The sequence below is a fragment of the Streptomyces winkii genome (genome assembly GCF_032248595.1).
GTDB classification, from domain to species: Bacteria; Actinomycetota; Actinomycetes; order Streptomycetales; family Streptomycetaceae; genus Streptomyces; species Streptomyces winkii.
The window spans coordinates 696,508-717,893 of sequence record NZ_JASTTH010000002.1 but is presented as its reverse complement, the minus strand read 5'-3'; the positions used below and the strand labels follow the sequence as shown (position 1 = coordinate 717,893).

The window sequence follows — 21,386 nt, the reverse complement described above, 5'->3', positions numbered from 1 at the left end:
GGGCAGCACCAACATGGATCTCGTCGCCTACGTCGCGACGGCGCCCCGGCGCGGCGAGACCGTCACAGGCCACGCGTTCCGCACCGTCCCGGGCGGAAAGGGCGCCAACCAGGCCGTCGCGGCGGCCCGTTCGGGCGGCTCGGTCTCGATGATCGGCGCCGTCGGGGAGGACGACTTCGGAGTGCGCCTGCGGGCGTCGCTCGACGACGACGGCGTGGACACCCGCGCCCTGCGCACCGTCGAGGGCGAGAGCGGCACCGCGCACATCGTCGTGGACGACGACGGGGGCAACGCCATCGTCGTCGTGCCCGGCGCCAACGGCACCGTCGACGGCCTCGCGCCGGGCGACGAACAGCTCATCCGCGCCGCCGACGCGCTCCTGCTCCAGCTGGAGATCCCGCTCGCGGGCGTTCTCGCGGGCGCCCGCGCCGCGCACGAGCACGGCGTACGCGTCGTCCTCACGCCCGCGCCCGCGCAGCCGCTGCCCGGCGAACTCCTCGCCGTCACCGACCTGTTGGTCCCCAACGAGCACGAAGCGGCCGTGCTCACCGGCAAGTCCGACCCGCACGACGCGGCGTCCGCGCTGCTGGCTCTCGTGCCCGAAGTCGTCGTCACCCTCGGCGAGCGTGGCTCCCTGCACGCCGTACGGGACGCGGAACCGGTGCATGTGCCCGCCCCCCGCGTGAAGGCCGAGGACACGACCGCCGCGGGCGACACCTTCGTCGGCGCGCTCGCCGTCGCCCGCGCCGAGGGCCGGGCCATGCCCGGTGCCCTCGCCTGGGCATCGTCCGCCGCCGCCCTGTCCGTGCAGCGACCGGGCGCCTCCGCGTCCATGCCGTACCGCTCGGAGACCGACGCGCTGGCCGCCACGCTCGACGGCTCCCGGACCCAGCGATGAACGACGCGCACGGCATGCCCGGCGGCACGACCGGCGACATGGCCCACGACATGACCGGTGCTCCGGAGAGAGGCCGCGCGCCGCTGGAGGGCCTCCGCGTCCTCGACCTGGCGACGCTCTTCGCCGGCCCCCTCGCGGCCACCATGCTCGGCGACTTCGGCGCCGACGTGATCAAGGTCGAGCATCCGCGCAGACCCGACCCGTCACGCGGGCACGGGCCCGCCAAGGACGGGGTCGGCCTGTGGTGGAAGCTGCTCGGCCGCAACAAGCGCAACCTCACCCTGGACTTGTCCACGCCCGGCGGCCGCGATGTGCTGCTGCGCCTCGCGGCCCGGTCCGACGTCGTCATCGAGAACTTCCGGCCCGGCACGCTGGAGAAGTGGGACCTGGGCTGGGAGCAGCTCTCGGCCGCCAACCCGCGCCTGGTCCTGGCCCGCGTCACGGGCTTCGGGCAGTTCGGGCCGTACGCGCGCCGCCCCGGCTTCGGCACCCTCGCCGAGGCCATGAGCGGCTTCGCCGCGGTCACGGGCGAGCCGGACGGGCCGCCGACGCTGCCGCCGTTCGGGCTCGCCGACTCGATCGCCGCTCTGGCCACCTCGTACGCCGTGATGGCCGCGCTGCGCAGCCGGGACCGCGACGGCCGGGGCCAGGTCGTCGACATGGCGATCATCGAACCGATGCTGACGGTGCTGGGCCCGCAGCCCCTCTGGTACGACCAGCTCGGCTACGTACAGCCCCGTACCGGAAACCGGTCCGCGAACAACGCCCCCCGCAACACGTACCGCACGGCGGACGGCGCGTGGCTCGCCGTCTCGACCTCGGCGCAGTCCGTCGCCGAGCGGGTGCTGCGCCTGGTGGGGCACCCCGAGTTCCTCGACGAGCCGTGGTTCGCGACGGGCGCCGGGCGCGCGGCGCACGCCGACGAGCTGGACGAGGTGGTCGGCGGCTGGATCGCTCGCCACGAACGCGCCGAGGTCGTGGCCGCCTTCGAGCAGGCCGAGGCGGCCGTCGCGACGGTCAACGACATCCGCGGCGTCATGGACGACGAGCAGTACCGCGCCCTCGGGTCGATCACCGAGGTCGAGGACGAGGAGCTGGGCACGGTCCGCATGCAGAACGTCCTCTTCCGGCTCTCCGAGACGCCCGGTGCGATCAAGTGGGCGGGACGGCCGCACGGGAGCGACACCGACGCCGTCCTCGCCGAACTCGGCCTGAGCGAGCGGGAGATCGCCGCTCTGCGGGACGGCGGCGCGCTGTGAACGGCGGACGCCTGCACCCCGCCGCAACCGGCGGCGCCACGCCGGACGGACGGCCCGAGCCCCTCCCGCTGACCTGGCTCTACGCCCCCGGAGACCGCCCCGACGTCGTGCGCAAGGCCCTCACGTCCGGCGCGGACGCGGTGATCGTCGACCTGGAGGACGCGGTGGCCCCCGAGCGCAAGGCGTACGCGCTGCGTGCCGCGGCCGAACTGCTCGCCGACCCGCGTCCAGGGCCGGTGCCCGTCCATGTCCGGGTCAACGCCCTCGACGGGCCGCTGGCCGCGGCCGAGGTGCGCACGCTCGCCGGGCTGCCGGGGCTGGCAGGGCTGCGGCTGCCGAAGGTCGACGGCGCCGGGGACGTCGTACGGGTCGTCCAGTGGGCGCGGGAGTCCGTGACCTCGCAGAGCACGGCCGACGGGCACGGTCCGGCGCCCTCCACGGAGGACGTCCCGGCGCTCCACGCGCTGCTCGAATCCGCCCTCGGCATCGAGAACGCCTTCGCCGTCGCCACGGCTCACCCCGCCGTGCGCGGTATCGCGCTGGGAGAGGCCGATCTGCGTGCCGTGCTGGGCGTCACCGGGGAGGCGGGGCTCGCATGGCCGCGCAGCCGTGCCGTGGTCGCCGCCCGCGCGGCGGGGCTGGCGCCTCCGCCGCAGTCCGTCTATCCGGACGTCGCCGACACCGAGGGACTCGCGCGCTCCTGCGCCGAGGGCCGGAGCCTGGGCTTCCTGGGGCGTACGGCGATCCACCCGTGCCAGCTGGAGATCATCGAGCGGGCGTATCTGCCCACCCGTCAGGAGATCGAGGCCGCGGAGGAGATCATGAAGGCCGCGTCGACCGGTGCGGGGGCGCTGGCGCTTCCGGACGGACGGTTCGTCGACGCGGCGGTCGTCGCGGGGGCGCGCAGGACGCTGTCGCTCGCGAGGCGCCGGAACTGACGTGGGCGCGCGCCGGGGAACGCCCGGCGCACGCCATGCGTCAGGAGGCTCCGCTGGAACTCTCCGGGGTGGACACCGCGGAGGTGGGACTGCTTCCGTCCCCTTCCGCGTCTCCGTCCGCGTCCTTCTCTCCGGCGCTCTTCGCGGTGGCGGGAGAGGCCGGGGAGGCCTTGGCCCCGGCCTTGTGGGCGCGCCTGCCGGCAGGGGCGGACGGGGAGGACGAGGAGCCGTCGCCGGCGCTCTCCGGCTCGACGGTCTTCTCCCTGCCCGGCCGCAGCCGCGCGGAGATGACGATGCCGGCCACGGCACCCACGAAGACGAGGATCGACGTCCAGTCGTTGAGCCGCAGCCCGGCGATGTGGTGGGCGTCGTCGACGCGCAGGTACTCCACCCAGAAGCGGCCGACGGTGTACGCGGCGACGTACAGCCCCAGGGCGCGGCCGTGCCCGAGCTTGAAGCGGCGGTCGGCCCAGATCACCAGGAAGCCGACGCCCACGCACCACAGGGACTCGTAGAGGAACGTCGGGTGGTAGGTGGCCAGGCTCGGAGTGTCGACGGGCCTGTGCTGGGCGTCGATCTCGACCGCCCAGGGGAGATCCGTGGCCCGCCCGTACAGCTCCTGGTTGAACCAGTTGCCCCAGCGGCCGATGGCCTGCGCGAACGCGACGCCCGGCGCCACCGCGTCTGCGTACGCCGGGAGCGGGATGCCGCGCCTGCGGCAGCCGATCCAGGCGCCCAGGGCACCGAGCGCGACCGCGCCCCAGATGCCGAGCCCGCCGTCCCAGATCTTGAAGGCGTCGACCCAGTTGCGGCCCTCGCCGAAGTAGAGCTGGTAGTCGGTGATCACGTGGTAGAGACGTCCGCCCACCAGGCCGAACGGCACGGCCCACACGGCGATGTCGGCGACCGTGCCCGCACGGCCGCCGCGCTCGATCCAGCGGCGGCCGCCGAGCCACACGGCGACGAAGACGCCGATGATGATGCAGAAGGCGTAGCCGCGCAGCGGAACCGGGCCGAGATGAATCTCGCCGGCCGAGGGACTGGGGATGAATGCAAGGATCTCCATGGCGGTCCCGACGCTACCTTGACGGGACTCGCCATCGGCAATGCACCCTGTGCAACAGCTCCATAACGGCCGATCGGCCGCACGGTCCGCGCGGGCCCGGCGCCCCGACCTCACTGAACAGGGGCCGCAGCCCGGCCGGGCATCGCCCCGGTGAGACCTTCGCCACACACGTCGCCGCGGCCGTGAACGGACGCGCCCCGCCGATCGGTGTGCGGACGGCGCTCGCACACCGGCGGCGGGCGCCCTTGCGACCCGTCCCCGGATGCGCGCGGCCCTGCCGTCGCCGCGCGCCGGGCGAGACTCACGTCACATCGTCCCGTGTCACACCCGGCCGGGCTGCCCCGTCTGTGAGGTGTAACCACCGACAGCGGAACAGGAGTTCACGATGAACGCTCGCTTGAACCTCTTCGGCGCTCCGGGGACGGCCAAGATCCTCAGCAGCCTCACCTCGGCGAACAAGGTGATCTCGGACTCGACGCTGCCGACCGCGACCCAGCATCTGGTCACGCTCCGCGCCAGCCAGATCAACGGCTGCGGCTTCTGCACCGACATGCACACCAAGGACGCCGCGCACGCCGGGGAGTCGTCTCTGCGCATCAACCTCGTCGCGGCCTGGCGGGAGGCCACGGTGTTCACGGACGCCGAGCGGGCCGCCCTGGAGCTGGCGGAGCAGGGCACCCGCATCGCCGACGCGGCGGGCGGCGTCACGGACGAGGCGTGGGCGAACGCCGCCAAGCACTACGACGAGGAGCAGCTCGCCGCCCTGGTGTCCCTCATCGCCCTCATCAACGCCTTCAACCGCATGAACGTCATCGTCCAGCAGCCGGCCGGCGACTACGAGCCGGGCCAGTTCGGATGACCCGGAGCCCGTGACGCGAACGCCGGTCCGGCGCCGGTGTGACGGCAGCGCGCACCCCGGGCACCTCTCGCAGGTGCCCGGGGTGCCGTTCGCGGCCCGCACGGGCCGCTCGTACTAACTCGCCGCCGCCACCTTCTTCTTGAGCGACGCCGGGGTCAGCGGCTCGCCGCGGCCGTAGATGTTCTCCCCGTCGAGCAGCACCGTCGGTGTCGCCTGGTGGCCCGACTTCTTGAACGCGGCGCCCGTCTTCTTCACCCAGCCCTCGTGCGTCCCGGAGTTCACGCACTCGCGGAAGCGCGGGCTCTTCAGCCCGTCGACCTTGCCGGCCAGGGCGATGAGCCGGCTGTCGCTGCCGAACGCGTCGTCCTGCTCCGGGGGTTGGTTCTTGTACAGGACGTCGTGGTACTCGCGGAACCTGCCCTCGTCCCTCGCGCACGCCGCCGCGTTCGCGGCACGCTTCGAGCCCTTGCCGCCCAGGTTGTCGTCGATGATCGTGACGAGGTGGTACTCGGCCTTGAGCCTGCCCTGTTTCTCCAGCCCGCGGATCGTGCCGCGGAACTGCTTCTCGAACTGGCCGCAGGCCGGGCAGCGGAAGTCCTCGTAGACGGTGAGCGTGGCCGGGGCGTCACCCTTGCCCACGGCGATCGGCTTCGCGTCCACCGAGCGGCCCTTGTCCGCGGTCTGCTGGGCGATCATCGCGCCCACTCCCGCGCCGGCCGCGAGCAGGACGACGACGATCCCGCCCGCCTTCAGCTGCCTGCCCCGCTTCCGCACCGTGCGGTCCCGCTCGCGCGCGGCCCGCATGCGCTGCGTCGCGGTGCGCTTCCCCTCGTGGCGTTCCTCGTTCATCTTCTGGCTCTTCACACCGTGAGCCAACGAACGGGAGGCCGGGCCGCCTGCGCGACCGCCCCGCGTTTCGCCCGAAAGAGCGAGACGCGGGGCGGGTGGAGCGCGCGGTGCGCCGGACTACGCCGTGGGCCGCCGCCGTACGCCCGCGGCGAGTTCGGCCGCGAGCGTCCGTACGTCCGCGAGACCGGCAGCGAGATCGTCCGGGTGTGCCAGCAGCCTCTTGACGAAGGCCGAGCCGACGATGACGCCGTCCGCGAACGCGGCGACCTCCTCCGCCTGCGCCGCGTCGGAGACGCCCAGCCCGACGCAGACGGGCAGCCGCGTCGTCGCCCTCGTGCGTGCCACCAGCTGCTGCGCCTCACGCCCCACGGACTCCCTGGTCCCGGTGACGCCCATCAGCGAGGCGGCGTAGACGAAGCCGCTGCCCGCCGCCGTGATCTTCGCGAGCCGCTCGTCCTTGCTGCTCGGCGCGACCACGAACACCGTTGCCAGCCCGTGCTGTTCGGCGGCCTTGCGCCAGCCCTCCGACTCCTCCACCGGCAGGTCGGGCAGGATGCAGCCCGCGCCGCCCGCCGCAGCGAGTTCCGCCGCGAACCGGTCGACGCCGTAGCGGTCCACCGGATTCCAGTACGTCATGCAGAGCACCGGCTTGCCCGTGGCGGCATGAGCGTCGCGCACGGTGCGTACGACATCGGCGATGCGGACGCCGCCGCGCAGCGCGATGTCGTCGGCGGTCTGGATGACCGGACCGTCCAGCACGGGGTCGCTGTGCGGCAGTCCGACCTCGACGATGTCGCAGCCGCTCTCCAGCAGCGCCACACACGCCTCGACGCCGCCGTCCACGGTCGGGAACCCCGCGGGCAGATAGCCGACGAGGGCGGCGCGGTTCTCAGCGCGCGCCCCGGCCAGCACGGACTCCAGCAGTTCGATGCCGCCGGCGGCCGGTCCCGTCTGCGCGGCCGTCTCCGCGACCGCCGCGGTCGTTGCCGCTCCGGTGTCCTTCGCGCTCACTTGTCCGCCCCCTCGTCGTACAGGCCGAAGTACCGCGCGGCGGTGTCCATGTCCTTGTCGCCGCGCCCGGAGAGATTCACCAGGATCAGCCCGTCGGGGCCGGTCTCCCGGCCCAGCTCCAGCGCACCCGCGAGCGCGTGGGCGCTCTCGATCGCCGGGATGATGCCTTCCGTCTCGGACAGCAGACGCAGCGCGCGCATCGCCTCGTCGTCGGTCACGGGGCGGTACTCGCCGCGTCCCGACTGCTTCAGGTACGCGTGCTCCGGGCCGATCCCCGGATAGTCGAGGCCGGCCGAGATCGAGTACGGCTCGGTGATCTGCCCCTCGTCGTCCTGGAGTACGAAGCTGCGCGAGCCGTGGAGGATGCCCGGCTCGCCCACCGACAGCGTCGCGGCGTGCTCGCCGGAGTCGATGCCGTGCCCGGCCGCTTCGAGGCCGACCAGCCGCACGTCCTCGTCGTTCAGGAACGCGTGGAAGAGCCCGATGGCGTTGGACCCGCCGCCGACGCACGCGGCGACGGCGTCCGGCAGCCGCCCGGCGCGCTCCATGATCTGACGGCGCGCCTCGACGCCGATGACCCGGTGGAAGTCCCGCACGAGCTGCGGGAAGGGGTGCGGGCCCGCGACGGTACCGAAGAGGTAGTGGGTGCGGTCGACGTTGGCGACCCAGTCGCGGAACGCCTCGTTGATGGCGTCCTTGAGGGTGCGGCTGCCGGAGGCGACCGGCACGACCTCGGCGCCGAGCATGCGCATCCGCGCCACGTTCAGCGCCTGGCGCCGCGTGTCGATCTCGCCCATGTAGACGGTGCATTCGAGACCGAAGAGCGCGCACGCGGTGGCGGTGGCGACGCCGTGCTGCCCCGCGCCGGTCTCGGCGATGACGCGGGTCTTGCCCATGCGCTTGGTCAGCAGGGCCTGGCCGAGCACGTTGTTGATCTTGTGCGAGCCGGTGTGGTTGAGGTCTTCGCGCTTCAGGAAGACCCGGGCTCCGCCTGCCTGTTCGGCGAAGCGGGACACCTCGGTCAGCGGGCTGGGACGGCCCGTGTAGTTGACCATCAGGTCTTCGAGCTCGGCCGTGAAGGCGGGGTCGGCCTTGGCCTTCTCGTACTCGACGGCCACCTCGTCGACGGCGGCGACGAGCGCCTCCGGAATGAACTTGCCGCCGAAGGCGCCGAAATAGCCTCCGGGATCGGGGACCCGGCCCTCGGGGTCGGGGACAAAGAAGTCGGACATCCGACGTGCTCCTCGTGAATGTGCAGATGTACGGAAGTTGTACGGAAGCAGGGACGGCCTTCACCGTGCGCGTCGGACACCGCGGCATCGCGGCACCGCGCTCCTTGCCCGGGCGCTGTCACACGTGGAGCGGGAAGCGGACGGCGGGCGACCGCTCGGCCGTCCCGTCACGTCCGTCCGTCTGTGCGTGTGCGTCTCTGTTCCGTGGGGTGCGGCTCAGCGGCCCGCCGGGCGGGTCGCGGCCGTCCGCGCGCGTGCGGCCCCGCGCCATCGGCGGCCGTTGATCTGGCCCGGCTCACAGCCGATGTGGTAACGCACCCGCCGTCCGTGCACGCGCCGCGCCGGCGCCCGGCAGCCGCGCGGACGGCAGCCGCGCGCCAGCGAGGCGTACGCGCCGCACTCCGGGCGGAGCTGTTCACAACTGACGGCCGGGCGGGGGGTCATGAGGAGGTCAGCCCCTCCCGTGCCCGTGCCGCAGCGCGGGGTGGGCTCCGGCGGCGACGAGGTCCGCGACGGCCGACCTGGGGTCCTTGCCGGTGACCAGCGACTCGCCGACGAGCACCGCGTCCGCGCCCTCGTTGGCGTAGGCGATCAGATCGTGCGGGCCCCGCACGCCCGACTCTGCGACCTTGACGATGTGCGCGGGGATCTCCGGCGCGATCCGGGCGAAGTTGCCGCGGTCGACCTCGAGCGTCTTGAGATTGCGCGCGTTGATGCCGATGATCCGGGCCCCGGCGTCCACCGCGCGCTGCGTCTCGTCCTCGTCGTGCGCCTCGACCAGTGGGGTCAGCCCGATCGACTCGGCCCGCTCGATCAGCGAGACCAGCGCCTCCTGTTCCAGCGCCGCGACGATCAGCAGCACGATGTCCGCGCCGTGCGCCCGGGCCTCCCACAGCTGGTAGGAGGAGAAGACGAAGTCCTTGCGCAGGACCGGGATGTCGACCTTGGCCCGTACGGCCTCGAGGTCCGCGAGCGAGCCGCCGAAGCGGCGCTTCTCGGTGAGGACGGAGATGACGGAGGCGCCGCCCGTCTCGTAGTCGGCCGCCAGCGCGGCCGGGTCGGCGATCGCGGCCAGCGCGCCCTTGGAGGGGCTGGAGCGCTTGACCTCGCAGATGACCCGGACGTCCTCGCCCTTCAGGGCCGCGATGCCGTCCTTGGCGGGCGGGGCCGCGGCGGCGCGCTCCTTGAGCTCGTCGAGGCCGACGTGCGCCTGCCGCGCGGCAAGGTCCTCACGCACCCCTTCGATGATCTCGTCGAGCACACTCACCGAGCGGCCTCCTTCGGGTCCGGGCCGGTCTCCGCGCGACGGGGCGGAGCAATGGTCAGATCGGGCACTGCGATGCTATCGGGCGGGAGCCGGAGGACTCGCATCCGCCTGGCTGGAATCCCGCATTCCGGACAAACCGTGTTCATGGCCTGCCGGTTGTGCCCGTACGTACCGGAGGAGACGTACGGACGGGACGTACGGACTGGGCCGGACCGGCTCATGGCGCGAGCGCGGCTCCCACCGGGAGGTTCCGTACGACCGTGAAGGCCAGCGCGAGGATGCCCAGGGCCCACCAGTGCCTGGTGCTCAGCGGCACCGTCACCGGCTGGGAGCGCAGCACGCGCACCACCCAGAAGACCATGAAGGCCGCGAAGGCGGCGAAGGCCGCCACGGCGAGGGCGTTCATGCCGAGCGCCGTCGCGAAGTCGCCGTGCACGACGGCGTGGGCGCAGCGCAGGCCGCCGCAGCCGGGGCAGTAGAGGCCGGTGAAGCGCAGCAGCGGGCAGACCGGGTAGTGCCCGGGCTCGCCCGGGTCCACGGTCCCCACGTATGCGAAAGCCGCGCCGACGGCGGCGAGAGTGCCGGCCGGCGCGGCGAGGCGGGACACCGGAACCGTGGTCCGGCGCCCCGCGGGTACGGGTCCGTGCCCGCTCAGGACGACTGCTCCTGCGGCTGGGCCGAGGCGCCGTTGTTCGCCGGCTCCTTCGGCTGGCCGAGGCCGGCGGCCTTCATCAGCAGCCCGACGACACCGCCCGCGACGACCACGACGAGGCCCGCCACGAAGCCGACCGGCTGGGCCAGCACCGTGAAGATGCCGGAGATGCAGAAGCCGACGAAGGTGATCGTCACGCCGGTCCACGCGGCCAGGGTGTGACCGTGGCTGTTGCCCGCCATGTGTGTGCTCCTCGTAGTTCAACCGACTGGGGCGTCTCGCCCGCCATTCTTCCCCCTGCCCCGCGAGGGCGACGACCCAGGGGTGGCACACGCGCCGGCGGCGCGCGGTCAGGCGCTTCCTTCGCGCGCGCCGTCCGCGCGGGCCGGGGCTCCCTCGGTGAGGCCACCGGTCGGGTCCTCGCCGCGGTCCAGCGCCTTCCACAGGTCTTCGGGACGGTCGGGGTCCACCGGCGCCCCGGCGCCACCGCGGGGCCGGCGCGAGGGCCGCTCGGTGCGCTCGTATCGCGTGCTCCCCGACATCGACGGCCAGGCCGGGCCGTAGCGCAGCGCCAGCACGCCCGCGAGCAGCAGCAGTGCTCCGCCGCCCGCGGACACGTACGGCCAGGCGCTGACGTGCACGGCCTCGATGCCGGTACGGGCCAGGCCGCTCGCCTCGGCGGCCTTCTGCTTGAGCGCGTCGGTGCCGTCGGCACCCAGCAGCCCGGCGGCGAGCGTGCCGGTGCCGCAGAGCGCGAGCAGCGCGGCGACGAGGACGCGGCCCGCGCGCCGGACCGCGAACACCGCGACGAGAGCGGCGAGTCCGACGAGCGCGAGGGCGCTGGGCAGGCCGGTGACGTCGCCGCCCTCGGCCTTCACGGGAAGTCCGCCCTGCGCGAAGGACGCCGTGGCGTGACTCCAGACCTGGCCGTCGGCGAGCAGCGCGAGCGCGGCTCCGGCGGCGCCGCACAGCAGAGCCGGCGCGAGGGCGCGGCGGGCGGCGCGGGCACGGGCTCCGTGTGCCTGCGTCCGGGCTTCGCCGGCGGCGGATGCTGAGGGCGCCGGCTGTCCGGCGCGGCCTTCGTCGCCCTGTTCGGGGTCCGAGGAGCGTGCCTGTGGTACGGAAGTCACCCGTCCACGCTACCGCCGAGCCGTTCGGCGGAGGCGACCGCCCTGAGGACGCCCGCCGCCTTGTTCCGGCACTCGGTGTCCTCCGCGACGGGGTCGGAGTCGGCGACGACGCCGGCGCCCGCCTGCACATAGGCGGTGCCCGCGCGGAGCAGCGCGGTGCGGATCGCGATCGCCATGTCGGCGTCCCCGGCGAAGTCGAGGTAGCCGACGCAGCCTCCGTAGACGCCGCGGCGGGTCGGCTCCAGCTCCTCGATGATCTGGAGGGCGCGGGGCTTGGGCGCCCCGGAGAGCGTCCCCGCCGGGAAGCACGCGGTGAGCGCGTCGAAGGCGGCGCGGTCGGGGGCGAGCCGTCCGGTGACGGTGGAGACGATGTGCATGACGTGGCTGTAGTGCTCGACGGACATGAACTCGACGACCTCGACGCTGCCCGGCTCGCACACCTTGCCCAGGTCGTTGCGGCCGAGGTCGACCAGCATCAGGTGCTCCGCCCGCTCCTTGGGGTCGGCGAGCAACTCCTCGGCGAGCGCCGTGTCTTCCTGGGGTGTGCGGCCGCGGGGGCGGGTGCCGGCGATGGGGTGCATCATCGCCTGGCCGTCCTCGACCTTGACGAGCGCTTCGGGGCTCGAACCGACGACGTCGAAGCCTCCCCCTGCGCCTCCGGCGTGGGAGGTGCCCCCGTCACCGTCCGCGAAGCGGAACAGGTACATGTACGGGCTGGGGTTGGTGGCGCGCAGCACCCGGTAGACGTCGAGGGCGCTCGCGGAGCACGCGGTCTCGAACCGCTGCGAGGGGACGACCTGGAACGCCTCGCCCGCGCGGATGCGCTCCTTGATGTCCTCGACCCACGCCTGGTACGTGGCGCCGCCCGAGCGTGCCGTGAACTCCGGCAGTTGGGAGGGAGGCAGGACGGCGGGCGGGGCGGGCGCGGGGCGTGCCAGGTCCGCGGCCATGGTCTCCAGCCGGGAGACCGCGTCCGCGTACGCCTCGTCGACGCCGGTGTCCAGGTCGTTGTGGTTGATCGCGTTGGCGATCAACAGCACAGTGCCGTCACGGTGGTCGAGGACGGCCAGGTCGGAGGCGAGCAGCATCGTCAGCTCGGGCAGGGCGAGGTCGTCGACGGTGGTTGCGCTGTCGCCGACCTTCTCCAGGCGCCGCACGATGTCGTATCCGAGATAGCCGACCATGCCGCCGGTGAAGGGCGGCAGGTCCGAGTCCTCGTGAAGGTCGCGCGGCGTGTGCAGGGCCTCGACCGTCTCCCGCAGCGCGCGCAGCGGGTCGCCCCCGACCGGCACGCCGACGGGCGGCGTGCCCAGCCAGTGCGCCGAGCCGTCGCGCACGGTGAGCGTCGCCGCGCTGCGTACGCCGATGAAGGAGTAGCGGGACCAGGTCCTGTCTCCCCCCACGCCTCCGGCGTGCGAGGAGCCTCCGGGGGCGCTCTCCAGTAGGAAGGTGCCCGGGCGTTCGCCGGTGAGCTTGCGGTAGAGCGCGATGGGGGTGTCGCCGTCGACGAGGAGGCGCCGCGTCACGGGGATGACGCGGCGGTCCTTCGCGAGCGTGCGGAATGTGTCGAGGTCCGGAGTCGTCATGATCGGTGACCTTACTGGCCGTCACCCCTCCTCGGCGGGCTCGCCCACGACCGTGAGCGACCCCGCGTCGAAGCAGGTGCGGTCGCCGGTGTGGCAGGCGCCGCCGACCTGGTCGACCTTGACCAGCACGGTGTCGCCGTCGCAGTCCAGGGCCACGGACCGTACGTGCTGGACGTGGCCGGAGGTGTCGCCCTTGACCCAGTACTCCCGGCGGCTGCGGCTGAAGTAGGTGGCGCGGCCGGTGGTGAGGGTGCGGTGCAGGGCTTCGTCGTCCATCCAGCCGAGCATCAGCACCTCGCCCGTGTCGTGCTGCTGGGCGACGGCGGGGAACAGGCCGTCCGCGTTGCGCTTGAGGCGTGCGGCGATCTCGGGGTCGAGCGAGGTCGCGGAGGATCGTGCGGGCATGGGGACCATTCTCGCGCATGCCGCGCGCGGACGTGCACGTGCCGCAGGTGTCCGCCGCCGGCGGCGATTCCGCCGGGCCCCTATAGAGAGAATCTATGGCGATTCTTGGATTTTTCTATTCGACATGGCGAGCCTCTTTCACTCATTGTGAAGCAGAGACTCCGGCGAGGAAAATCGGGAGGAGTGCGGCAGATGACACCGATGCTGACGCCCGGCGAAGCCGACCCCTGGGCCAAGCCCGTGAAACCACCGCTTCCCCGCAAGGAACTCAAGGGCCTCCAGCGGCGCCGCAACGGCCCGGCACTTCGCTACATGGCCGGGCATCTGGCGGTCGGCGCGGTCACCACGGGCCTGATCGCCTGGAGTTGGGGGACCTGGTGGATGCTCCCCGCCATGTTCGCACAGGGGATCGTGGTGGTTTTCCTGTTCGCACCGATGCACGAGTGCACGCATGGCACGGCTTTCCGTACGCGCCGGCTGAACAGCACCGTGGCGACTTTCTGCGGCGTGCTGATGATGCGGCCCGCGCTTTATTTCCGTTATCGCCACGCCGCACACCATTCCTACACACAGGACCCCGAGCGAGATCCGGACCAGGTGCCGATGCCCGACGGCATTTCCGGTTATCTGGGCGAGGTTTTCGGAATGGAATTCTGGCCCAAGGTGGTGGGCACGCTGTACCGCGGCTGCACCGGGCGCTTCAACGACCGCGAGCGCTTCTTCCTGCCGGAGTCCGAGCGTCCCCGGGTGATCTGGGAGGCCCGGCTGATGGTCGGCCTGTACGTGCTGGTCGCGGCCGTGTGCGCCGTCACCGGGACGTGGCCCGCGCTGCTGGCGTTCTGGCTGCTCCCCCGTGTCGCCGCCGAGCCCACGCTCCGTCTCGTACGCATGGCCGAGCACACCGGCATGGCGGAGGGCGCGGACCCGCTGACCAACACCCGGACCACGCTGACCAATCCGGTGATCCGGTTCCTGTACTGGAACATGCCGTACCACGCGGAGCACCATCTCGCGCCCTCCGTCCCGTTCCACAACCTGCCCCGGCTGCACCAGGCGCTTCCCGAGGCGCCCGCCAAGCGGCAGTACGTCGTGAGCAAGGGGTACGTCCGGGCCCACCGCGACATCGTCGGCAACCTCGGGAACGGATCCGGTTCGACGGTGCCCACGAGTACGTCCGCGGCGGTGGCCGGCTGAACCGGCCCCCGCGCGCGGGCACTTCACGCGGCGCGGCGGCCAGGCCTCGCCGCCGCGCCGCTTCCCCCTCCCCTCCGCTTCTCCGATCCCCGCAAGGAGCTTCCGTTGTCCGGACACCTCTCGCTCGGCATCGACATCGGCACCACCAACGTCAAGGCGTGCATCCTCGACACCGCGGACGGCAAGGTCGTCGCCTCCGCCGCCGCGGAGCACCCGCTGCACCACCCGCATCCGGGGTGGGCCGAGCAGGATCCGGACGACTACTGGCGTGCGGTCTCCTCCTGCATCTCCCGCTGTCTGAGCGACTATCCGGGTCCGGCCTCCGACGTGGCGGGGGTCTCGATCTCGGGACTGGTCGGCGTCACGCTCCCCGTCGACCGTGACGGGCGGCCGCTGCGGCGCGCGATGATCTGGATGGACAGCCGCTCGCAGCGCGAGTGCGAGGAGATACGCGAGCAGGTCGGCGAGAACCGGATCAAGGCGGTCAACGGCAACCGCGTCGCGTCCTGGTTCATCGAGCCGAAGGCGATGTGGCTGCGGCGGCACGAACCGGACGTCTTCGCCGCGATCCACAAGCTCCTCTCCCCCGCCGGCTACTGCACGATGCGGCTGACCGGCGAATACAGCATGAACCACGGCGACGCCGGGCTCTTCTACCCGTACGAGCACCGTCACGCCCGCTGGGACCACTCGCTCACCGAGGCGCTCGGCCTCTCCCCCGGCATCTATCCGGACATCCACACCTCCGACACGGTCATCGGCACCGTCACGCCGCAGGCCGCCCGCGAGACGGGCCTGCACGAGGGCACGGCCGTGGTGGCCGGCGGCACCGACATCGGCGCCGCCGCGCTGGGGGCGGGAGCCACCGAGGCCGGGCAGGCGTACTACTCGATGGGCACCGGCTCCAATCTCGGCGTCCTCGTGCCGCGGGACGAGCTGCCCGAGGAGTACCGCATCCTCAAGTGGCCCCACGTGCTGGACGGGATGACGCTGTTCGACGCGCCGATGGCCTTCACCGGGGCCTCCCTGAAGTGGTTCCGCGACAAGTTCGCCGACCCGGAGAGCGCGCTGGCGGAGCGCATGGGCCGCAACGTCTTCGACCTCGTCACCGCACAGGCCGAGCGCATCACACCGGGCGCGGACGGGCTCATGTACCTGCCGTATCTTGGCAATTCGCTCTCGCCGCGCTGGGACGGGCAGGCGTGCGGCGTCTTCTTCGGGATCCAGCCGTTCACCGGTCGCGCGCACGTCATCAGGGCGCTGATCGAGGGCGTCGCCTTCGATCTGTACTCCAACGTGCGCATCGCGGAGGACGGCGGCGCCGACTTCCCCGAACTCGTGCTCAACGGAGGCCCGACGAAGAGCCCGCTGTGGAACCAGATCACCGCCAACGTCACCAACCGCCGGCTGCTGATACCCGACGTGGACGAGGCCGCGCCACTGGGCGACGCCGTGATCGCGGCATCCGGCGCCGGGCTCTACGAGGACATGCGTGAGCCCATGAAGGACCTCGCGCCCGTGCGCGGCGTCGTCGAACCCGATCCCGAACTGCACGCCATGTACGTCGACTTCTTCGAGCTGTGGTCGCAGCTGTACGACGACCTCAAGTCGAGCATGAGCCGCCACAACGCGCTCGTGAACCGCTACAGCGACCCGGAGCCCAGCGCCATCAGCGGTGCGGGCGGGAGCAGTTGACGCCGGGCGGGCAGAGGGATCAGGCCGGACAGGAGGGGACCGGCGGCCCGAAGGCGGGCCGCCGGCCGGCGAGTTGCGAGGAGCGAGCGAGATGAGCGACCCCGAAGAGGGCTGGGGCTGGTGCGCCCTGACGGAGGCGTCCGAGGTGGAGGAGGAGGACGTCGTCTGCGTCACGGTGCACGGTCACGCGTACGCCGTCTTCAACATCGGCGGCGACTACTACGTCACCGACGACTGCTGCACGCACCAGGAGGCTTCACTGTCCGAGGGTTACGTGCAGGACGACACCGTCGAATGCCCGCGCCACCAGGGGGTGTTCCACATTCCGACGGGCAAGGCCATGGGCCCTCCGCTGACGCGGCCCTTGCGCGTGTATCCGGCGCGGGTCGACGATGGCCGGGTCTGGATCCGCGTGCCTGGGCAGGGGTGACACAGCAGATGGCCGACGTCCTGTCCGACGCCCTGGCCGCCGCGGCGGCCCGTACGGACGGGCCGCAGGCCCCGGCGCTCCTCAAGGCCGGTTACGGCGGCGGGACCGGTGCGACGGGTGCGAACGGCGCTGAAAGTACGGCCGATTCCAGCGATTCCAGCGATTCCGGCGGCACGGCGCCGGCGGGCGCCGCGCGCCCCAACGCGCTGCCGTACGTGAGCTTCAACCAGCTGCGCTCCTTCCACGCCGTGGCCGTCGCCGGAAGCATCACGGCGGCGGCCACGCTGCTGCACGTCAGCCAGCCGACGGTGACGATCCAGCTGCGTCAGCTCGAAGCGCACTACGGCGTCGAACTGGTGCGCCGCACACCGCGCAGCGTGCGCCTCACCGAACTCGGCGAATCGCTGTTCACCATCACCAAGCAGCTCTTCGCCCTGGAGGGCGAGGCCGTCGAGCTGCTCAACTCGGCGGGCAGCACCCTGCGCGGCAGGCTCCGGGTGGGCGGAGTGGCGCCGTACTTCGTGATGCGGCTGCTGTCCGCGTTCAACAAGGCCCATCCCGGGGTGACCCTGTCGCTGCTGCTCGACAACTCGGCCACCGTGATGCGGCGGCTCATCGAGCAGGAGATCGACGTCGGCATCGTCGGCCAGACCACGCTCGACAGCCGCCTGCACGCCCTGCCGTACAGCCGCCAGGACGTGGTGCTCTTCTGCCGCGACGACCATCCATGGGCCGGGCGCGAGGGAGTGGAGCTCGCCGAACTCGCCGATGCGGCACTGGTGTTGCGCGAGAAGGGCTCGACCTGCCGGCTCACCCTGGAACAGGCGCTCCAGGAGCGCGGCATCGTCCCGCGGGTCACGCTGGAGGTGTGCCGCGAAGGGGTACGGGAAGCGGTCGTCTCCGGGTTCGGCGTGGGCATCACGACCGACGTCGAGTACGTGCCGGACCGCCGCACGCGCATGCTGCGCATCCTCGACGCCGAGATCTTCACGGAGGCCTTCGCCGTGTGCCTGCGCGAGCGCCGTACGGTCTCGGTGACCCGCGCCTTCATGACGACGGCGGAGGAGTTCTTCGACCGCGGCCGCCAATGCCGTTGACCCCGGTACGCCGCGCCTACGGCACGGCCGCCTTCCAGTACGGCGACCTGTACCGGGCAGCCGGGCAGGACCGTTCCCGGGACGTGATCGCCGTACTGCACGGCGGCTTCTGGCGCCCCCACCGCGGCCTGGAGACGACGGCTCCGCTGTGCGCGTACCTGTCGCAGCGGGGCATGGACGTGTGGAACGTCGAGTACCGGCGCGTGGGGCAGGGCGTGTGGTCGGACACCCTCCACGACTGCGCTGCGGGCGTCGCTCATCTCGACGTGCTCGCCGAGGAGTTCGGCCTCGGCCTCGACCGCGTGCACCTCGTGGGGCACTCGGCGGGCGGGCAGCTCGCGGTACGTACCGCGGCCCGCGGCGGCGGCACGGCGGCCCGCGTGCGCAGCGTCGTCTCCCTCGCGGGCGTACTCGACCTCGGCCACGCGGCACGTATGCGGGTCGGCGACGACGCGGTGTCCGGGTTCCTCGGCGGGCCACCGGAGGAATTCCCGGAGCGCTACGCGTCCGCCGATCCGGTCGCCTGCCCCGTGCCCCGTGCGAAGGTCTGGTGCGTCCACAGCGAGACGGACACGAGGGTCCCCTTCGAGCAGAGCGAGCGCTACGTGGAGGACGCGCGAGCCCGCGGCGGTGACGTGCGGCTCGTCACCGTGCCCGGCGCGCACTCCGATCTCATAGACCCCCGCAGCACGGCCTGGCGCACGGCGGCGCGCCACTTCGACTTCTAGGAGGAGTTCGTGATCTCGTCCCCCGCCGCGGTCCTGCACGCGCCAGGAGAGCAGCTCTCGGTCGAGACCATCGAGGTCGAACCGCCGCGTGCGGGCGAAGTCCTGGTCGAGATCGCGGCAAGCGGCCTGTGCCACACGGACACCACGGCCTTCGACGGCTCGAACCCCAGCTGCGTGTACCCGGCCGTCCTGGGCCACGAGGGCGCGGGCCGTGTCGTCGAGGTCGGGCGGGACGTCACCACACTCGAGGCGGGGGACCACGTGATCCCGTTGTACGGGCCGGAGTGCGGCAGTTGCCGGATGTGCCGCAGCGGCCGTACGAACCTGTGCTGGACCATCAAGAAGACGAGGGACCAGGGCGTGATGCCGGACGGGACGCCTCGCTTCCGCCTGGGGGGCACGCCGGTGCACCACTTCATGGGCACCTCGACGTTCTCGCGCTGCTCGGTCGTGCCCGAGATCGCCCTGGCACGCATCCGTGCCGACGCCCCGCTGGGGTCCGTCTGCCTCCTCGGCTGCGGTGTGACCACGGGCGTGGGCGCGGCACTCGACGACGTGCGCGCGGGAGACCAGGTGGTGGTGTTCGGCCTGGGCGGCATCGGCATGAACGTCGTACAGGGAGCGCGGCTCGCGAGCGCCGGCCGCATCATCGGCGTCGACCTCTCACCCTCGAAGAAGCCGCTGGCGGAAAGCCTCGGCATGACGGACTTCGTCGACGCGAGCGCGTGCGCCGGCGGCTCCGAAGTCGTGGCGGCTGTCAAGGACTTGACGGACGGCGGCGTCGATGTCGCCTTCGAGTGCGCCGGCTCCGTCGAGGTCATGCGCCAGGCCCTCGACTGCTGCCACGCCGGATGGGGCACGTGCGTGCTCCTGGGCGTGGAGCCGAAGGACGCCGAACTCTCCTTCCCGCCCGTGCTCGCCCGGTACGGACGCACCGTCAAGGGCAGTTACTTCGGCGGCGTCAAGGGGCGCAGCGGCCTGAACCGCTTCGTCGACCTGTACCTCGACGGCCGGCTGGAGATCGATTCCCTCATCACCCACCGCATGCCGATCTCGGGGATCAACCAGGGCTTCGAGATGATGCTCACCGGCCAAGCGCTGCGCTCAGTGGTCGAATTCGAGTGACTGCCGGCCGCACACGGCCGGCAAATGACCGCCGCGCCGTACGGCCCGCCGTACCCTTGGCCGCATGTCGACCCATGCCAAGCGTGAACGTCTCATTCTGGCGGATCTGTTGGAGAGCGGCGGGCCGGAGGCCCCCACTCTGTGCGAAGGCTGGAGGGCCCGCGACCTCGCCGCGCACGTGGTGGTGCGGGAGCGCCGCGCGGACGCCGCCGGAGGTCTCCTGCTCAAGTCGCTCGCGGCCCGACTCGACCGTGTGCAGGGCGAGTTCACGGCCAAGCCGTACGAGGAGCTGATCCAGCTCATCCGTACGGGGCCGCCGCGGATGTCCCCGTACGCGCTCAAGCAGGTCGACGAGGCCGCGAACACCGTCGAGTTCTACATCCACGCCGAGGACCTGCGCCGCGCCGCGCCCGACTGGACGCCGCGCGAGCTGGACTCCGTCTTCCAGGACGCGCTGTGGAAGCGGCTGGAGAGCATGGCGCGGGTCTTCGGCCGCAAGTCGCCGGTCGGGCTGGTCCTCCGCCGCGCCAACGGCCAGACGGTCGTCGCCCGCAAGGGCACGCCGGTCGTGACGGTCACGGGCGAGCCGAACGAGCTCGTGCTGTACGTCTCGGGGCGCCAGCGTGTCGCGCGCGTCGAGGAGGAGGGCGAGAAGGAGGTCGTCGCACGGGCTCACGACGCGGACCTGGGCATCTGAGACGCGGCAGTGCGGTGCGGCCGCGGTCCGTCAGACCGCGGCCGTGCCGATGAGTCCCTCGCGCGTGACGAGCTGTGCGAGCTCCTCCTCGGTCAACTCCTCCGTGCCCGCGGGGCGTTGCGGGAGGACCAGATAGCGGCTCTCGGCGCTGGAGTCCCAGACCGTGACCTCACGTCCGGGCGGAAGGTCCAGCCCGAACTCGGCGAGTACGGCCCGCGGTTCGCGCACCACACGGGAGCGGTAGGCCTCGCTCTTATACCAGGACGGCGACGGCCCGAGCAGCGCCACCGGATAGCACGAACACAGCGTGCAGACCAGCACGTTGTGGCGTTCCGGTGTGTTCGCAACGACCTTCAGACGCTGCTCCTGAAGCCCGCCCGCCATGGACAGCCCGACCTCGGGCAGGGCCGCGTTGGCGTCGGCCAGCAGCCGCTCGCGGAAGCCCGCGTCGCACCAGGCGCGGGCGACGATGCGGGCGCCGTTGAGCGGTGACGCGCCGTCCAGGACCGCGGTGAGGACGGCGTCCAACTCGCCGTCGCTCACTCGCCCTTCCGCGATGAGCCGCTCCTCCAGGCGGCGCACACGCGCCGCGACCGGATTGCCGGTGTGCGTTCCGCTCATGGCGCTGCCTCCTCGTACGGCTCCAGATACGACTGCCACAGGTCGAGTGTCACTTCGTGGTCGCCGTCGCCCCACAGGTCGCGGGCCGCGAACGCCACGGTGTAGACCGGCTCGACACGAGGCTCGGCACGGCGCCGCGCCACGTCGTCGGCGAGCGGCCAGCTGCCGGTGACCTCGACGATCCGCCCCGTACGGCCGCGCGCGTAGCGCGGCAGCCGGGTATGCCGGTCGGGGTCGGCGGCGAACGTACGGACGGCGTCGCCCGGCGCGAAGAGCGCCGCCGGGGGCTCACTCATCGCCGCTCCGCCCGCCGGTGAGCTGCTCGATGGCGTGGAGCCAGCGCTCGTAGTACGAGGCGGCCAAGTACTCCTGCGGAGGCATGCGTTCGATCGCGTCCCGGAACTCGTCCAGGGTGTAGGCGCCGCGCCGCACGAGCGCGACGTTCAGCGCGTAGACCCGCGCCTCCCAGTCCGCGTGGAAGGCGGGCTCGTCCTGCTCCGTCACGACGGGCCCGAAGCCCGTCTGCCCACCGACGTCGTTGACCCTGCTCATGGCCGCAGCCTAGGCGCACAAGCCCCCTCCGGAAACCGCCCCGCACCTCCGGGCGCGCCCGGTCAGCCCTGACCACCGCGGCTCCGACCGCCATC

25 protein-coding genes are annotated in these 21,386 nt (G+C 72.4%); 11 read left to right on the top strand and 14 right to left on the bottom strand.

What is annotated here, in order from left to right; genetic code table 11:
- The first annotated feature begins 13 nt into the window (after nt 1–13).
- Genes QQM67_RS07455 through QQM67_RS07445 form a run of 3 tightly spaced genes read left to right on the top strand, consistent with a single transcriptional unit; the run spans nt 14 to nt 3,095 of the window.
- A complete protein-coding gene (locus QQM67_RS07455; protein WP_399065827.1) occupies nt 14–898 on the top strand; it encodes a PfkB family carbohydrate kinase in 885 nt (294 codons plus the stop codon).
- A 38-nt stretch (nt 899–936) separates the two neighbouring features.
- On the top strand, nt 937–2,157 hold the full coding sequence (locus QQM67_RS07450) for a CaiB/BaiF CoA transferase family protein (RefSeq protein WP_314173024.1): 1,221 nt from the start codon (nt 937–939) through the stop codon (nt 2,155–2,157).
- Nucleotides 2,158–2,168: 11 nt separating this feature from the next.
- Complete coding sequence (locus tag QQM67_RS07445; protein WP_314173023.1) at nt 2,169–3,095, top strand: HpcH/HpaI aldolase/citrate lyase family protein; 927 nt, start codon at nt 2,169–2,171, stop codon at nt 3,093–3,095.
- A gap of 40 nt (nt 3,096–3,135) precedes the next feature.
- Here the strand turns inward: QQM67_RS07445 and lgt are convergent, their stop codons facing one another.
- Nucleotides 3,136–4,161, bottom strand: a complete 1,026-nt coding sequence (gene lgt, locus QQM67_RS07440; protein ID WP_314172796.1) for a prolipoprotein diacylglyceryl transferase — start codon at nt 4,159–4,161, stop codon at nt 3,136–3,138.
- Between the two features lie 385 nt (nt 4,162–4,546).
- Between lgt and QQM67_RS07435 the strand changes: the two genes are divergently transcribed.
- A complete protein-coding gene (locus tag QQM67_RS07435; protein WP_314172795.1) occupies nt 4,547–5,020 on the top strand; it encodes a carboxymuconolactone decarboxylase family protein in 474 nt (157 codons plus the stop codon).
- A gap of 114 nt (nt 5,021–5,134) precedes the next feature.
- Here the strand turns inward: QQM67_RS07435 and QQM67_RS07430 are convergent, their stop codons facing one another.
- From QQM67_RS07430 to hisI, 10 genes are all read right to left on the bottom strand, one after another.
- On the bottom strand, nt 5,135–5,884 hold the full coding sequence (locus QQM67_RS07430) for a DsbA family protein (protein ID WP_314172794.1): 750 nt from the start codon (nt 5,882–5,884) through the stop codon (nt 5,135–5,137).
- Between the two features lie 102 nt (nt 5,885–5,986).
- Nucleotides 5,987–6,799: a tryptophan synthase subunit alpha gene (trpA, locus tag QQM67_RS07425; protein ID WP_314173022.1), complete on the bottom strand. Its 813-nt coding sequence runs from the start codon at nt 6,797–6,799 to the stop codon at nt 5,987–5,989.
- Between the two features lie 77 nt (nt 6,800–6,876).
- Nucleotides 6,877–8,112: a tryptophan synthase subunit beta gene (trpB, locus tag QQM67_RS07420; protein ID WP_314172793.1), complete on the bottom strand. Its 1,236-nt coding sequence runs from the start codon at nt 8,110–8,112 to the stop codon at nt 6,877–6,879.
- 216 nt (nt 8,113–8,328) lie between these two features.
- A complete protein-coding gene (trpM, locus tag QQM67_RS30615; RefSeq protein ID WP_399065642.1) occupies nt 8,329–8,556 on the bottom strand; it encodes a tryptophan biosynthesis modulator TrpM in 228 nt (75 codons plus the stop codon).
- A 7-nt stretch (nt 8,557–8,563) separates the two neighbouring features.
- Nucleotides 8,564–9,379, bottom strand: coding sequence for an indole-3-glycerol phosphate synthase TrpC (trpC, locus tag QQM67_RS07415; protein ID WP_314172792.1), 816 nt, complete (start codon nt 9,377–9,379; stop codon nt 8,564–8,566).
- Nucleotides 9,380–9,596: 217 nt separating this feature from the next.
- On the bottom strand, nt 9,597–9,986 hold the full coding sequence (locus QQM67_RS07410) for a DUF2752 domain-containing protein (RefSeq protein WP_314172791.1): 390 nt from the start codon (nt 9,984–9,986) through the stop codon (nt 9,597–9,599).
- Between the two features lie 44 nt (nt 9,987–10,030).
- Nucleotides 10,031–10,273, bottom strand: a complete 243-nt coding sequence (locus QQM67_RS07405) for an HGxxPAAW family protein (RefSeq protein WP_314172790.1) — start codon at nt 10,271–10,273, stop codon at nt 10,031–10,033.
- Between the two features lie 108 nt (nt 10,274–10,381).
- Nucleotides 10,382–11,161 carry a TIGR02234 family membrane protein gene (locus QQM67_RS07400; protein WP_314172789.1) on the bottom strand — a complete coding sequence of 260 codons (780 nt, stop codon included), beginning with the start codon at nt 11,159–11,161 and terminating at the stop codon, nt 10,382–10,384.
- Nucleotides 11,158–12,747 (bottom strand): anthranilate synthase component I, encoded by a 1,590-nt coding sequence (locus QQM67_RS07395; RefSeq protein WP_314172788.1) that lies wholly within the window; start codon nt 12,745–12,747, stop codon nt 11,158–11,160. Before QQM67_RS07395 ends, QQM67_RS07400 begins: the two co-directional genes overlap by 4 nt.
- A gap of 21 nt (nt 12,748–12,768) precedes the next feature.
- The gene (gene hisI / locus QQM67_RS07390; protein ID WP_314172787.1) at nt 12,769–13,152 is read right to left on the bottom strand and encodes a phosphoribosyl-AMP cyclohydrolase; all 384 of its coding nucleotides are present in this window, start codon (nt 13,150–13,152) and stop codon (nt 12,769–12,771) included.
- Nucleotides 13,153–13,344: 192 nt separating this feature from the next.
- Between hisI and QQM67_RS07385 the strand changes: the two genes are divergently transcribed.
- From QQM67_RS07385 to QQM67_RS07355, 7 genes are all read left to right on the top strand, one after another.
- Entirely contained in the window at nt 13,345–14,346 is a 1,002-nt protein-coding gene (locus QQM67_RS07385) for a fatty acid desaturase (protein ID WP_314172786.1), read from the top strand.
- A 105-nt stretch (nt 14,347–14,451) separates the two neighbouring features.
- On the top strand, nt 14,452–16,041 hold the full coding sequence (locus tag QQM67_RS07380; RefSeq protein WP_314172785.1) for a xylulokinase: 1,590 nt from the start codon (nt 14,452–14,454) through the stop codon (nt 16,039–16,041).
- A gap of 91 nt (nt 16,042–16,132) precedes the next feature.
- Entirely contained in the window at nt 16,133–16,471 is a 339-nt protein-coding gene (locus tag QQM67_RS07375; RefSeq protein ID WP_314172784.1) for a non-heme iron oxygenase ferredoxin subunit, read from the top strand.
- Between the two features lie 8 nt (nt 16,472–16,479).
- Nucleotides 16,480–17,568, top strand: a complete 1,089-nt coding sequence (locus QQM67_RS07370; protein WP_314172783.1) for a LysR substrate-binding domain-containing protein — start codon at nt 16,480–16,482, stop codon at nt 17,566–17,568.
- Entirely contained in the window at nt 17,559–18,296 is a 738-nt protein-coding gene (locus QQM67_RS07365; protein ID WP_314172782.1) for an alpha/beta hydrolase, read from the top strand. The genes QQM67_RS07370 and QQM67_RS07365 overlap by 10 nt, the downstream gene beginning before the upstream one ends.
- A 9-nt stretch (nt 18,297–18,305) precedes the next feature.
- Nucleotides 18,306–19,421, top strand: coding sequence for a zinc-binding dehydrogenase (locus QQM67_RS07360; protein ID WP_314172781.1), 1,116 nt, complete (start codon nt 18,306–18,308; stop codon nt 19,419–19,421).
- Between the two features lie 64 nt (nt 19,422–19,485).
- Complete coding sequence (locus tag QQM67_RS07355; protein WP_314172780.1) at nt 19,486–20,118, top strand: TIGR03085 family metal-binding protein; 633 nt, start codon at nt 19,486–19,488, stop codon at nt 20,116–20,118.
- A gap of 30 nt (nt 20,119–20,148) precedes the next feature.
- Here the strand turns inward: QQM67_RS07355 and QQM67_RS07350 are convergent, their stop codons facing one another.
- The 3 genes from QQM67_RS07350 to QQM67_RS30605 are packed head-to-tail and all read right to left on the bottom strand — an operon-like array spanning nt 20,149 to nt 21,291.
- Nucleotides 20,149–20,739, bottom strand: a complete 591-nt coding sequence (locus QQM67_RS07350) for a nitrile hydratase subunit alpha (protein ID WP_314172779.1) — start codon at nt 20,737–20,739, stop codon at nt 20,149–20,151.
- The gene (locus QQM67_RS30610; RefSeq protein WP_399065630.1) at nt 20,736–21,035 is read right to left on the bottom strand and encodes an SH3-like domain-containing protein; all 300 of its coding nucleotides are present in this window, start codon (nt 21,033–21,035) and stop codon (nt 20,736–20,738) included. Before QQM67_RS30610 ends, QQM67_RS07350 begins: the two co-directional genes overlap by 4 nt.
- Nucleotides 21,028–21,291 carry a hypothetical protein gene (locus QQM67_RS30605; RefSeq protein ID WP_399065627.1) on the bottom strand — a complete coding sequence of 88 codons (264 nt, stop codon included), beginning with the start codon at nt 21,289–21,291 and terminating at the stop codon, nt 21,028–21,030. Before QQM67_RS30605 ends, QQM67_RS30610 begins: the two co-directional genes overlap by 8 nt.
- Nucleotides 21,292–21,386 lie beyond the last annotated feature (95 nt).